Here is a 14443-nt window from a genome sequence, read left to right on the forward strand (position 1 = left end):
ACTTAATGGGCTGTTTCTTATGAATTCTACTGAAATCTTATAATAATTGCTCAAAAAATCACATTCTTTGTATACGTAATATCCTAATTTTGGAACGCAAATTAAAAGAATATTAATAAACTAAATTATCTGATTTATATGACAAAATTAAGATGTATGCTTTGTTGCCTGATGATCTGTACTATTACTATTGATGCTAGGACTGTTAATGATATATATAAAAGAATATCTGCACAAGTCTCCTTGAAGGTTCCCGGTAATCAATCACGAAACTATTCCCTTGCTTTTCAAGGAGCCGTTGATGATAAGGGAATCTATCTGTTAGAGTCTGAAGAAAAAATACCATTAATCATTACAGAGAGAATAGAACGTGACAATGTTAAATGTGTAATGGTAGTAAGTATTACGGCATTGGAAGACGTGTACTTTAATTATCAACAACAGTTGAAAACAGGCTTCCGACATAATGACTGTATGTTTTATCTACCAGGATTCTGGTATAGTCGCAATTTACGTTCTCCTAAAGGTGCTCCTTCATTTCATATATCAGAGAGTTGGCTGGTACGTGAGGATCGTCTGAGCTCACCCCTTACCGGTATCTTCAATCAGAAAGATGGACGTTATATGACTGTGGCACGCAAGGACGATTTTCAATGGGATGCCCTTGCTACCCACCAAACAGGCGAAATCATCCTCTCGGGCAAAACGTCCCTAGGGTTCACCGGCTTTGAGAGCCATGACGGAACATCAACACTATCTTTTGGATTTCCTTACCGAGAAGCTCCTAAAACCTATATTCGTAAGTTGACGCTGGCTCCGGAGGTTACATCTTTCCAATATCTAAAAAAAGGAGAAACAGTACTCCTGACCTGGGAATTTATTGAGGGGCAGGCTACAGACTACTCAGATTTTATTTGCCATACTTGGGAATATTGTTATGATACATACCGTCCCCAACCTGTGAAAATACCTTTTTCTCCAGAAGAGATAAAAGGAGTGCTGAGCAATTATTTTGTGGAAAGTTTTGTTGAGGACAAAGCTCTTGCCTATTACTCCAGCCCTGAAATGAAAGTGGCAGCCTGTGCCAACATGAATGTAGCAGAGATAGGTTTTGTCGGTCGCGTACTTCTAAACGCTTTCAATGCATGGGAGTTTGGCAATGAGAATGGACGTGATGACCTTGCAGCTAGCAGTAAAAAGATATTTGATAGTTACTTAGAAAATGGCTTTACGGAAACCGGTTATTTGCGTGAATGGGTAAATCTGGAAAATGATAGTGATGTGAAAGAAGAACGCCCAGTGCATAGCATACGTCGTCAGTCGGAAGGAATTTATGCCATGTTTCATTATCTGAATTATGAACAGAAGTATAAACGTCACCATCCTGATTGGGAACAACGCTTAAAGAAAATGCTCGATATGTTCTTGCAACTGCAAAATCCAGATGGAAGTTTTCCACGTAAATTCCATGATGACTTTACAGTTGTTGACGGAAGTGGAGGAAGTACTCCATCCGCTACATTACCTCTGGTTATGGGATATAAATATTTTAAGGACAAACGCTATCTGTCCGCTGCCCGGCGTACTGCGGAATATCTGGAAAAAGAGCTTATATCAAAGGCTGACTATTTCTCCTCTACGCTGGATGCAAACTGTGAGGATAAGGAAGCTTCCCTCTATACCGCTACGGCAACTTACTATTTATCATTGATAACAAATGGTACGGAACATAACCACTATGCCTCTCTGACACGAAAAGCGGCTTATTTTGCCTTGTCCTGGTATTACGTCTGGGACGTTCCGTTTGCTCCCGGGCAGATGTTGGGTGATATCGGTCTGAAAACTCGCGGCTGGGGAAATGTCTCGGTGGAGAATAATCATATTGATGTATTTATTTTTGAATTTGCCGATGTGCTCCGTTGGCTTTCCAAAGAGTATAATGAACCTCGTTTCTCTGATTTTGCTGAAGTCATTTCTACTTCCATGTGCCAGTTACTTCCTTATAAAGGACATATGTGTGGAGTGATAAAAGTTGGTTATTATCCGGAAGTGATCCAGCACACCAACTGGGATTATGGAAGGAATGGAAAAGGATATTATAATGACATGTTTGCTCCCGGTTGGACGGTAGCATCCCTTTGGGAATTGCTGACACCGGGACGTACTGAGAATATACTGTTGAAATAGCTCTGATATCCACTTTTCAGGATATTCTTATATCCTGTTGTATGTTAATTAATGAAACTAACAATTAAGACAATGCAGAGACTACGTATTTTAGTTATATTAATACTTCTTTCTTTGATGCCTCTTTATTCCCTTGCCGTTCTGAATGAAGGACAATATGCATTCCGTTCACTTGATATCAATAATGGATTATCCCAGAATACGGTCCATGCCATCCTTCAGGATAAACAAGGATTTATGTGGTTTGGGACGAAGGATGGTCTTGACCGGTATGATGGTATCTCTTTTCGGACTTTCATGAAAGAATCCGGAACCTTGGGCAATAATTTCATCACTTCTTTGTATGAAGACAATCTTGGGCAAATATGGATTGGGACAGACGTAGGCCTATATGTCTATTGCCCACAAATGGAAAAGGTCAGGCATTTTACTCTGATAAGTAATCCAAACATAGATATAGACTGTACGGTCAATCTGATAACTGGGGACCAGAAAGGAGGTATCTGGGTTGTAACTCAGACGCGGGGAATCTTCTATTACAATCCCCAGGATAGCCAGTTGGTTAATTATCAGTCGGACGGGTCCGGTACTCTGAACCTTAAAACTTCCGGCCAACTCTATTTTGATTCGGACGATGTCTGCTGGTTGGACATACGTGATGGAAATCTGTATTATTCAAAAGACAAGCTTAAAACTTTAACTCCGATTTTTCCAGAAGATTCAAAAGTGTCTTTCAGAGATGAATACATCTATAAATTGCTCCCCGGACCCTATAATTGCATGTATGTGGGAACTGTATTCGGACTGAAAGAAGTGAACCTAACTAATAAGACTATCCGTACCCTTCTTTCCAAGGATGAATTGGGAGGTGATATTTATATCAGGGAACTTGCATTTTATTCAGATGACGAATTATGGATAGGAACCGAATCGGGACTTTATATCTATAATCTGCACACGGCAAAAATCATCCACTTGCAGAACGTCAACGGTGATCCCTATTCAATCTCTGACAATGCCATCTATTCGATTCTCAAAGACCGTGAAGGCGGAATGTGGATAGGGACTTATTTTGGGGGTGTGAATTATTACCCCCGGCAATATACCTACTTTGATAAAGTCTATCCCCAGAAAGAATCAAACAAAATGGGAAAAAGGGTGCGGGAGTTTTGTGCCGCCCATGACGGCACACTCTGGATAGGTACAGAAGATAAGGGGCTTTTCCATTATTATCCTAGTACTGGAAAAATCGAACCGTTCATTCATCCGGATATTTATCATAATGTTCACGGATTGTATTTGGACGGAGATTATCTGTGGGTTGGGAATTTTGCAAAAGGATTGAAGCGTATTGATTTGAGGACATACGCTGTAAAGCACTATGATAATATTGCAAGTGATATCTTTTCTATCTGCCGGATAACTGCGGGCGATCTGTATCTTGGAACAACAATAGGATTGTTTCGGTACAACCCAGATACGGAACGTTTTAAACGCGTCCCCGAACTTGGGTGGACGTTTGTTTATTATATAAAGGAGGATAAGCAGGGGAATTTATGGCTGGCAACTTATGCCGATGGCGTCTATAAAAAGAATGTCCGTACAGGTGGTTGGGAACATTTCGTACATGAGGAAGCAGACTCGTCCACCCTTCCATCCAATAAGGTGCTGAGTATTTTTGAAGACAGTCAAAATCAGCTATGGTTTACCACACAAGGAGGTGGCTTCTGCCGCTTTGTGCCTTCCGCCAACACCTTTGTCCGTTATGACGGTATCGGTCTGCCAAGCAACGTCATTTATCGGATTGAAGAAGATGAAAAGGGATTGTTCTGGGTTTCAACCAATAAAGGGCTGGTGCATTTTAACCCGAAGAATTCCAGTTTTAAAGTGTATACAGTTGCTAATGGGTTGCTGAGTAACCAGTTTAATTACCAGTCCAGCTATAAGGATAAGAATGGACGGATTTATTTTGGCTGTATTAACGGTTTCATCTCCTTTGCCCCCTCCTCCTTTATTGATAATGATTTTTTACCCTCTGTTTTGATTACCGATTTTATGCTCTTTAATAAAAAGGTGGTAGTCGGAGAAAAAGGCTCTCCATTGAAACAAAGTATCACTTTGTCAAACCATATCGAACTTCAGTCAAATCAGAATTCGTTCTCCTTCAGGATAGCTGCGATAAGTTATCAGTCACCGAGCATGAATACACTGCTATATAGACTGGAAGGGTATGATTCCGAATGGCATACAGCGGGTAAGGGCCCTATTACGTATTCCAATTTACCTTATGGGACATACATGTTACGCGTGAAAGGTGCGAATAGTGATGGTGTATGGAATCCAGATGTACGCACATTGGGGATCAGGATATTGCCCCCGTTTTATTTATCCGTATGGGCATACCTGATTTATATCCTATTGATACTCGGTACATTTTTCGCCCTCTTCTTTTATTTAAGGAAGCGTACTATTGAAAAGCAGCGTAAAGAGATGGAGAAGTTCGAACAGGAAAAGGAGCAGGAACTCTACACCACTAAGATAGATTTCTTTACAAATGTGGCACACGAAATCCGTACTCCTTTAACACTGATAAAGTGCCCATTGGAGAATGTACTTGCTGATAGGGAACTCTCCGAAAATGTAAGGATGGAATTGGAAATTATGGATCAGAACGTGGAGAGGTTACTGAACCTGATAAACCAATTACTTGATTTCCGTAAAGCGGAAAATAAAGGTTTTAAATTGAATCCGAAAGAATATAATATCGGTACTATCGTCCACTCTGTTTATAAGTATTTCACCACTTTGGCAAAGCAAAGGGGAATTAAACTTGAAGTAGAAGTTCCAGAGGAAGAATTGTTGGCTTCTGTTGACAAAGAGGCTTTGACCAAAATTCTCAGTAATCTGTTTGCTAATGCATTGAAATATGCCCGGACATACGTTTATCTCCATTTGTCTGTTGATGAGAAGAATGAGGTGTTCACTATCTCTATGAGTAATGATGGGAATATAGTCCCTATCGAAATGCGTGAAAATATTTTTAAAGCTTTTGTCCAATACCGGGACGGGAAAGATATTGTCTCGGGCACAGGCATCGGATTAGCTATGGCTCGTTACTTGGCAGAGTTGCATCAAGGTATGCTGGTGATGGACCGGGAGCTAGATTGTAACCGTTTCATTCTTTCCATTCCAATATTACACCAGACACTTCCGGATGATTCGGAAGAACAACATAAGAAACCTGGGTATGATGATGAAGATCGTGAAGTTTCTGATAAAGATAAAAGAGAGGTTGCTTCCATATTGGTTGTAGAAGATAATAAGGATATGCTTGCTTTTGTGTTCAGGCAATTGTCTTCATTGTATCATGTACTGATTGCGGAAAATGGGGTCGAGGCGTTGGACGTTCTTGAACAGAAATCTGTGGATCTGATAATAAGTGACATTATGATGCCTCTGATGGACGGGGTTGAATTATGCAAGCATCTGAAACAAAATCTGGACTATAGTCATATTCCTGTAATATTATTGACAGCTAAAACTAATCTGGAATCAAGAATCGAAGGACTTGAAGAAGGGGCGGATGCGTATATTGAAAAGCCGTTTTCTATGGAGTATCTTCGTGCCAATGTAGCAAATCTGTTGAGTAATCGGGAAAGATTACGCCGTCACTTTATTGAATTTCCTTTTATCAAAGCAGATGCAATGGCGCAGACAAAGGCCGATGAGATGTTTATTAGCAAGTTAAATGAGTATGTATTACGCCATCTTGATAATACGGACCTGCAAATTGATGATATAGCGGATGCAATGAATATGGGACGTTCCAACTTTTACCGGAAATTGAAAGGAATCCTAAATATGAGTCCGAACGAATATCTCCGCCTTTTCCGTTTGAAGCAGGCAGCTTCCATACTGAAAGAAGGAACCTATGGAGTGGTGGAAGTCTCTTACATGGTAGGGTTCAGTACCCCCTCCTATTTTTCAAGCTGTTTTAAAAAACAGTTCGGAGTACTGCCTAAAGATTTCATATCGCACTAGTAATATGTATTTTGCTTTAAATTTTATAATATCAGGTCATTTTCTGATATTTTATCCGAGTTGTTCCGGGTAATTTTGCAAATATATTAACAACTAAATTTGATGTATGACAAGGTATTTACTTTTTTTTGCCAGCCAGCCTTCGGGCGGAAGAGAGAGTTGTTTTCCTATCGTATATATAAACGATTCTTAGTTTGAGAATTTGTACTGTAATTTATATAAAGTCAAAGAAATAATTATAAAATAAATTGCACACACAATGAATAATAGAAAAGAAAATGAACAGAGTTGTATAGTAATGAATAAAAAAGAGGGTACATCGTGCATTACGACACACCTCCCTGTATTTCAGAGAAAAATCTACACTACTAATCAAAAAATCTATTGATATATGAACTGTAAAGTAAAACAAGGATGCCTTACCAGCGAAAGCTGTTGCATCCTGTTATGGTTAGCCTTCACATTATTTCCCGTTTCCGTTGTAACGGCGGCAGATAATAGAAAGATCGACGAGAGCCAGCAAAAAGAAGTAAAAGCAGAAACGAAAGGATATGTGGGAGACGAAAACGGAGAGCCTGTTATTGGAGCTACCGTATTGGAAAGTGGAACGCAGAACGGGGTTATAACAGATGTGGACGGTATATTCACTATACAGTTGGCAAAGAACGCATCATTGACCATTTCATATGTTGGGTACCAGAAGAAAACGGTAGTGGTAAAAGATAAGAAGTTCATTTCCGTTAATTTGACTCCGGACAGGAGTATGATGCTGGATGAAGTGGTCGTGGTCGGTTTTGGCAAACAAAAGAAAGAATCCCTCGTGGGAGCTGTGCAGGCAGTGAAGCCGGAAGACCTGAAGATGACATCCAGTAATCTTAGTACTTCATTTGCCGGGAACGTTCCAGGTATCATCGCCGTACAAACACAGGGTGAACCAGGCTCTGATGAGGCGAAATTCTATATACGTGGTATATCAACTTTTGGTTCGAATACCTCACCGCTGATCATACTTGACGGTGTGGAAATCAACGCTACGATGATGAACAATATTCCTCCAGAATCTATCGCGTCGTTTTCTGTGCTGAAAGATGCTACGGCAACGTCCCTATACGGCTCACGGGGGGCTAACGGAGTTATCATCGTTACTACCAAGCAAGGACAGCTTTCCGAGAAAATGTCTGTAGATATCCGCTTTGATAATACTTTCTCCATGCCTACCTATGTGCAGAAAATGGCAGATGGCCCGACTTACATGGATATGTATAATGAAGCCGTTTATAATCAGGCTATTTCCAATAACCAAGAGTATGAGCCTTTCTATAGCCGGGATAAGATAGATAAAACACGTGCCAATGCAAATCCCTACCTGTTCCCAAACAATGACTGGTACAGTATGTTGTTCAAAGACTTCGCCGTTAATCAGAATTTGAATATCTCCATCAAGGGCGGAAGCAAAAATGTGGATTACTTCCTGAATGCTGGAATCTTCTATGAAAATGGTATCATCCGGCAACCCAAGGAAGATAAGCTTGATGTGGGTATGCGCAACAAGAAATACCTGTTTCAGAGTAATGTGACAGCCCGTGTTACCTCTACGACGAAAGTGGGGCTAAATATGAATACGCAGTTGTTCTACCACCATGCCCCCAAAACAAGTACCCGGAATTTGTTCGCCTATTCCATGCATGGGAATCCCGTACGTTTTCCTGCTACACTTCCTGCTGAACCAGGGGATACATACATCCGCTACGGTAGCAATGATCCGTGGGATGTGGGAAAATCAGAGCCGAATCCTTACGCCAAATTGAGTGAAGGTTATACGGAACGAAATTATGTCTATATGACGACCGCTTTCAATCTCGAACAGGACTTGAAGTTTGTCACACCAGGGTTAAAACTCACCGGACTGGCATCTTTCTATAATTACAGTTTTAACTGGCTGGATCATTGGATTGTACCTTTCTACTATAAAGTATCTGATGACTATACGATGGATGATCAGGGAAACTACCTTTATAAGACTTCGACTATCGGTGAGCCGGGAGAACCTTATCTGAAGAGCAATTCCGGGCGTGATCCGACAGAGAGTGTCTGGTCTTTACAGGGAGCGCTGGACTACTCACGCCAGTTTGGTGGACATGATGTGGGAGCTACCCTTGTTTACCACATGAAAGAAACCAAGAAAGTGAAGGACGGCGGAGCTGAAAAAGATCTTCTTCCTTACCGTGAGCAAGGGATGGCCGGACGTCTGACCTACAGTTTTGGTCAGCGTTACCTGCTTGAGGCTACCTTTGGTTATAATGGCTCGGAGAATTTCAGAAGCGGGCATCGTTTCGGATTCTTCCCTGCGATTGCCCTAGGATGGACTATTTCTAATGAAAAGTTTTTCCAACCGTTAAAAAAAACAGTTTCCACTCTGAAAATCCGAGCTACTTATGGATTGACCGGAAATGATGCGCTTGCCACTCGCTTTCCCTATGTAACAGAAGTCAGTATGAATAATAATTTGGATTGGTGGACTGGTAGCGGTACCCGCGTGAATGGGCCGCTTGTAAATATTTATGGTAATGCGAACGCTACATGGGAGAAATCGAAAAAGCTGAATTTAGGTGTCGATATGACCCTTCTTGAATCTATGGATATAACCATTGATTATTTCAAGGAAGACCGTAGTGGAATTTTTATGCAACGTTCGTCCGTCCCTTCAACAATGGGAGTGACAGGTATGCTGCCTTATGCCAACATTGGCTCGGTAAAGAATAAGGGTGTGGATATGAGTGTAGCATACAGCAAAGTAATTGGCAAAGATTGGGTGCTCCGCCTGAACGGTAGTCTGACCTATGCGCATAATGAGATTACGGAGATAGACGAACCGGTGAATGTAGAACCCTATTCTTCAAGAATCGGACACCCGATAAACAGTATTATGGGATATGTGTCTGACGGATTGTTTACTTCTCAGGAGGAAATAGACAGATCTCCCAAACAGTCGTTCGGAAATTATACGGTGGGAGATATTAAATATAAAGATCTGAATGGTGATAACGTGGTGAATGGTTATGACAGGACGATTATCGGCAATCCTGAAATTCCGGAGATTATCTATGGTTTTGGAGGAACGTTGAAGTATAAAAAGTGGGATTTGTCTCTGTTTTTCCAGGGAGTGGCCAAAGTCAGTTTAATGATGAGCGATATTCATCCGTTCAGCGAAGCGGGCCATAAAGGATATAACATTGCACAGTATATCGTTGATGACCACTGGTCGGAAAGCAATAATGTAGCCGGTGCCGCCTATCCCCGATTATCACCCGAATTTATCACGAACAATGCGCAAACCAGCACTTATTACCTACGTAACGCAGCTTTCCTGCGCCTGAAGAATGCCGAACTGGGCTATTCCTTCTTCCCGTGGCTGCGTGTGTATGCAGCAGGTACTAATTTGCTGACATTCTCTCCGTTCAGTACCTGGGATCCTGAAATGGGAAGTGGGAATGGTTTGAAATATCCGCTACAGCGCACGGCCAAGATCGGAATTCAGTTTCATTATTAATTAAGAACAGAATAAGTTATGAAAAATATATATACAAAGTTATGCCTGTCGGCAATCGGCTGTTTAATGATGGCATCATGTGATTTTCTTGATGTGGTTCCGCAAGGTACTGCTACCGTGGATGATATCTACCGGACACAATATCAGGCTGAAGGAATGGTACTGTCTTGCTACGCGAATATCCCTAACTATTTCCATCCCCAACAATTTCCTGATTTTACCGGAGGAAACGAAATCATAACGAGCAAAGGAGGAACAACGCGCTGGTTTCATTTCCGCAGTCTGGTTTATGGGGAAGAATCCCCAACAACGACTTATTACTCATTATGGAGCAATACAGCAAAATCTTATCCGCAGGGTGCTGTGAAGAAAGCAGTATGGGAAAGTATCCGCAATTGCTATAATGTGCTTAATAATCTGGATAGGGTATCGGACATTACCCCCGAAAACCTGAGCTGGTGGAAAGGTGAAGTGCTGTTTTTGATCGGGTATTATCATCAGATCATGCTGGAGTACTATGGACCGATAGTTATTATTGACAAGGAAATACCAATGGAAAGTTCTCCGGCCGAGATGATGACCTCCCGTTCTCCTTATGATACATGTGTCGATTTCATTGCCAATAAATATTCGGAAGCAGCTAGATTACTTCCTGGCGTATGGGATTCAAGTAAGAGAAACAGGGCTACCTCTTCTGCTGCCTTGGCTTTCAAGGCTCGGCTGTTGCTTTATGCCGCCTCGCCGTTAGTCAATGGGAATAGTGAGTTTTATTCCGACTTTAAAAACCCCGACGGCACTTTTCTGATTAACCAGACTTATGACCGGGAAAAGTGGAAGAGAGCGATGGATGCTGCCAAAGAGGCCATAGACCTTTGCGAAGAGAACGGTTACAAACTTTATGGAAATTCGACCAATGACTTGGAGCAAGGGAAGAAAAACTATCATGAAGCCTTTGTCGGTGATGGGATCAGTGGTAGCGGATTTAACTGGAATGAAGTCCTGTTTGGCTTTGCTGAACAGGGAACTATTTCCTACTGTATCAAGAATATGGCTCCTCGTGTTGAATTTACAAGTTATTCGACCAAAGGTTTTAGAGGGTCCTTATTCCCGACGTGGGATTGTGTGAGTAGGTATTATACCAAGAACGGTCTACCTTGGGCAGATGACCCCGAGACTAAGAAGCTTGATCCGTATTCCATTGCACCAGGTGATAGTACGGTACGTTTTCACAGGAATCGTGATCCGCGCTTTTATGCCTCTATTGGCTTTGATCGTGGAAATTATGACGTGCAGGGAAAGACAATAGTGCTCAAATGCAGACGTGGTGAAATGCAGCAGAATAATGGCAATGCCAAGGATGAGTATCAAACGGACAACGGTTATTATTGTCAGAAATGGGTGTCTAAATATGATACCTATAATAGGACTACCGATCAAATAACCTACAACCGTTGGTGCTTTCCTTATATGCGTCTGGCCGAACTCTATCTGAGTTATGCAGAAGCGGATTTCGAATATAGCGGCACACTGAGTACTGCCAGTCTGTCCTATTTGAATAAAGTACGTGAACGTTGCGGATTACCTACCTTTGCAGATTCATGGGCAAAAGCCGGTGGTATTCCTTCAGGAGAGAAGTTGCGCGAAATATTACATGATGAACGCTCCATTGAATTGGCTATGGAAGGCAGACGTTTCCATGATATGCGCCGTTGGAAAATTGCCCATACTGAAATGATGCGTTATCAGAAATCCTGGACATTATCCGGAAAAACCGCTGATAGTTTTTATAAACTTACGGACATGAAAGAAACCGGCGTTCGTAATTTTACCGCTCCCAAGAACTATTGGCTTGCTATTCCACAAGATCAGATAGAAGTAAATCCCAATCTAGTGCAGAATCCGGGATACTAGAGAATCAGCTCTTATATAACTAACAATTAGAGGAAAGGACAAAATGAAAAAGGTAATGTGTTTATTGGTAATTATGTTTATGATTGCCAATACTTCGGCACAAACACGGGTGATTTGCCCATCGTGGTTTCTGGAAAACCCAAGGATCAGCACAGAATAGCATTACATCTTTGTTGAAAGCGGATTCTATAGGATGTTATGGTTCGGAGTTTGATGTCTGGCTGACAAAAGATAATGGTTTGGTGGTTAGCCATGATGGGATTATTCAAGGGCATAAGGTTGAAGAGTCCACTCTGAAGGAATTAACCGGGTTATGGTTAGCGAATGGAGAATGCGTACCCTCCTTAAAAGAGCTTCTGGAAACAGCTAAGCGGAAAACATCTTTGAAGCTGGTGCTGGAGTTGAAAGCTCATAGTAAACCCGAACGGGAGATAAAAGCTGTTGAAGAGATCGTTTCGATGATAAAGAAGATGGGACTCGAACCCCGGATGATATATATCACCTTTTCGTCTCACGCATTAAAGGAACTGATCCGTCAGGCTCCCACAAGCACTCCTGTATATTATCTGAAAGGGGACTTATCTCCACAACAACTGAAAGAATTGGGTAGTGCCGGACCGGATTATCACTTCTCTGAATTTTACCGTTATACCGATTGGATTGAAAGTTGCCATGCCTTGGGGCTAAAAGTGAATGTATGGACGGTTAATAAAAAAGAGGACATGCAATACTTTTGGGATAAAGTCGACTTTATCACTACAGATGAGCCGTTGGGACTGTTGAAAGATATAATGAAGGTCAAATAGATATATTTTCTGAGATAATGTATAGTCCAACTGATTACCTTTAATAATCTGTTGATTATTTATGTTTTTGGAAAATGAGTTTCAAGTTTTCAAACGACTGTTCATGTTGATACAGTTGAATGCTGATTGAAAACAAAACAATAGCGGAAACAATGAATGTCAATCTTGTATAAGAAGGCAAACGTCCAAATTTATAGTTCAGCTCCATTAATCGAACTGAATAGGGGTATTTATTAAATAATATAAAATTAGCCAACTAATTCATAGCCAAATTATTGCGAATTAGTTGGCCTTTTTGTATCTTTAGGTATTCCGTGCGACAAGAAGTCGTACAAGTAATTGTTCAGCACTGTGCCTGAACCTATTGTTCTGTCAATAGTAGTCTAAAGAGGCGTGCTTTACCAGTCATGGTTTAGTGCGAAGCCCTCTTGACAATGCAGTCCTTTACAGAAATATCCAATGTATAGGCTGTTAGGCTGACTGATATGAGTAACATATGTGAATCGCTACACCATCGTAATAAAGAAATAGCTTACGGATATTTATAAGCTATAGCCAAAAGGTGGGTAGTCAGGATAGTCTTTTGGGAATGTAAGGCTACACGGACATCATACTGGCGGTGGAGGGGCGGGCTCTAAGTCGGGCGTCAGTTACTTGTACGGAACTTGGTAAACCCGTATTTCTCCTGTCTATGTCAGGCAGGTAAGCCAATTGCAAGAAAAGCCGAATGTGGTGCGGGTAAAGGATTGCGGAGAAAGTGAATGATTCTGTGTAATGCGGAGGATAGAGGTTTAAACATCACCCCATGCGAAATCAGGCAGACTTCCGCAGGGTAATTCTTTGTGAAACGATTGTAGAACTTTAATAAAATGAAGAAACTGCAAATGAGCAAGGCAAAAGCCGAGTGTGCATCTTTAACCGTACGAAACACGACATGAAAAGATATCGATTCTTCCAAATATGAGCGTAAGGTGAGAAAACTGCAGGTCCGAATAGCAAAGGCCCACAAAGAAAAGAGGTACAACAAGGTAAAGGCCTTACGGTACCTACTTGCCACTTCCTACGAAGCCAAGGCATTGGCGATAAGGAAAGTAACTTCCAATAAAGGTAAACGTACGGCAGGGGTTGACCATATGAAGTGGGACACTGATGCCAAGAAAATAGAAGCTATATGTTTATTGAAAAGGAGAGGATATAAGGCCTTCCCGCTGAGGAAGGTCAACATAGCCAAAGCAAATGGCAAGACAAGATCTTTGGGAATACCAACCATGAAGGACAGAGCCGTGCAGGATATATCTTATGGCTTTAGAACTTATAACTGAAAGTGAAGCGGATGCGAACTCATATGGGTTCAGAAAGTTTAGAAGTACTGCAGATGCAATAGACGCACTTCATAGATGGTTGAGTAGAGACTGTTTACCACAATGGATACTGGAAGGTGACATTAAGGGTTGTTTTGATCATATTAATCATGAATGGCTTCTCAACAATGTGTAGATTGACAGGCTGGTATTAAGGAGATGGCTGAAAAGCGGAGTAGTATTTAATTGCAAAGTATCAATAGATACGCTACACTTTTTCTTTTCGTTGGCAAATCTTAATCCGTATCTTCGTAGCATGAAAGAAGATATACGGATGCGCCAAAAATGGCTTGAGCTATACGTCGAAACGGGTTCTGTGACAAAAACTGCCCTTCGGTGCGGGATTACCCGTTCCACGTTATACCGTTGGATAAATTGCGAGAAAGAACAAGGCAAGTCGGAATTGTCCGATAAGTCTAAACGTCCATCAAGACTTGCCAATATGAAGATAACACCTGAAATTGAAACCATTATCCTTAATCTGTGCGTGAGACAAGAAGAGGGGGAGCGTGGAAAAGCCACTCAACTTTGACCCTTTTGGCCACGCAGAATTATCCCTTTTGGCTAAAATATGATTGACCCCTTTG

At 41.4% G+C, this 14443-nt stretch carries 7 protein-coding genes and 1 pseudogene; all 8 read left to right on the forward strand.

The genetic code is table 11. The features are described 5' to 3' along the window. The first annotated feature begins 138 nt into the window (after positions 1–138). Positions 139–2187: a hypothetical protein gene (locus tag KTR07_RS14965; protein ID WP_217315453.1), complete on the forward strand. Its 2049-nt coding sequence runs from the start codon at positions 139–141 to the stop codon at positions 2185–2187. A gap of 72 nt (positions 2188–2259) precedes the next feature. Further along, positions 2260–6228, forward strand: coding sequence for a two-component regulator propeller domain-containing protein (locus KTR07_RS14970; protein WP_032849363.1), 3969 nt, complete (start codon positions 2260–2262; stop codon positions 6226–6228). A 391-nt stretch (positions 6229–6619) separates the two neighbouring features. Continuing rightward, positions 6620–9778, forward strand: coding sequence for a TonB-dependent receptor (locus tag KTR07_RS14975; RefSeq protein WP_087306328.1), 3159 nt, complete (start codon positions 6620–6622; stop codon positions 9776–9778). Positions 9779–9796: 18 nt separating this feature from the next. After that, positions 9797–11689, forward strand: a complete 1893-nt coding sequence (locus tag KTR07_RS14980) for a RagB/SusD family nutrient uptake outer membrane protein (RefSeq protein ID WP_004312654.1) — start codon at positions 9797–9799, stop codon at positions 11687–11689. A gap of 43 nt (positions 11690–11732) precedes the next feature. Further along, positions 11733–12495, forward strand: a pseudogene (locus KTR07_RS14985) (glycerophosphodiester phosphodiesterase family protein). Between the two features lie 971 nt (positions 12496–13466). Continuing rightward, positions 13467–13817, forward strand: coding sequence for a reverse transcriptase N-terminal domain-containing protein (locus KTR07_RS14990; RefSeq protein ID WP_004308130.1), 351 nt, complete (start codon positions 13467–13469; stop codon positions 13815–13817). Continuing rightward, on the forward strand, positions 13795–13992 hold the full coding sequence (locus tag KTR07_RS14995) for a reverse transcriptase domain-containing protein (protein WP_008775183.1): 198 nt from the start codon (positions 13795–13797) through the stop codon (positions 13990–13992). Before KTR07_RS14990 ends, KTR07_RS14995 begins: the two co-directional genes overlap by 23 nt. A 120-nt stretch (positions 13993–14112) precedes the next feature. Continuing rightward, on the forward strand, positions 14113–14388 hold the full coding sequence (locus tag KTR07_RS15000; protein WP_087306331.1) for a helix-turn-helix domain-containing protein: 276 nt from the start codon (positions 14113–14115) through the stop codon (positions 14386–14388). Positions 14389–14443: the final 55 nt, after the last annotated feature.

The sequence above is a fragment of the Bacteroides sp. MSK.20.82 genome, from assembly GCF_019052485.1.
Lineage (GTDB): Bacteria > Bacteroidota > Bacteroidia > Bacteroidales > Bacteroidaceae > Bacteroides > Bacteroides thetaiotaomicron.